The organism is Amycolatopsis tucumanensis, assembly GCF_021654135.1.
GTDB lineage: Bacteria > Actinomycetota > Actinomycetes > Mycobacteriales > Pseudonocardiaceae > Amycolatopsis_E > Amycolatopsis_E tucumanensis.
Genome location: NZ_JAKGSD010000143.1, coordinates 1 through 651 on the forward strand (window position 1 = coordinate 1; position 651 = coordinate 651).

General features: G+C 63.0%; 1 protein-coding gene. It reads right to left on the bottom strand.

Annotated features, from left to right (window positions below):
- Positions 1-457: 457 nt before the first annotated feature.
- The coding region (locus L2C96_RS44205) for a response regulator transcription factor (protein WP_237340332.1) at positions 458-651 on the bottom strand (194 nt) is incomplete at its 5' end.

Genomic DNA, 651 nt, shown 5'->3' on the forward strand with positions numbered 1-651 from the left:
GGGGAACCCGGGGTGGGGTTCGGGTGGTCCGCGCGAGGGGACTGGTGGTGTTGGGATGAATGGACCGTTCATGGCTTGCGGGTGGCGCGAGATTCCCTGTCGTGTCGCGATGAATGGTCCATTCATGGCTTGGGTCTGCGAGTTGCCCAGTGGAGCAGGGATGAATGGTCCGTTCATGAGTCTTGGTGGCATGGGGTGTCCAGTCACGTGCCGGTGAATGGAGTTTCATGGCTTGCGGGTGGCGAGCTGCCCAGCCGTGCCTCGATGAATGGACCGTTCATGGCTTGCGCGTCACGAGATGTTCAGTCGTGCCGCGATGAGTGGTCCATTCGGGCTTTCAGTGCCCTGAGATGTCCAACCGTGCCTTGATGAACGGTCCCTTCATCGCTTCGCCTCCCACGAAATGCCGAGCCAAACCCTGGCACCAACGAACCAACCCCCACCCAACCCCAACCCCTCAAGCCTCATTCGCCGTGACCCAAGCGGCGATCTGGCTCCGCGAAGTGAACCCCAGCTTGGCGAGGATGTGCTCGACGTGCGTTTCGGCCGTGCGCTGGGAAATGACGAGCTGCCCGGCGATCTGCCGGTTGCTCAGCCCCTTCGCGACCAGGGCCGCGATTTCCGATTCGCGGGCGGTCAGCGGGTTGCGCG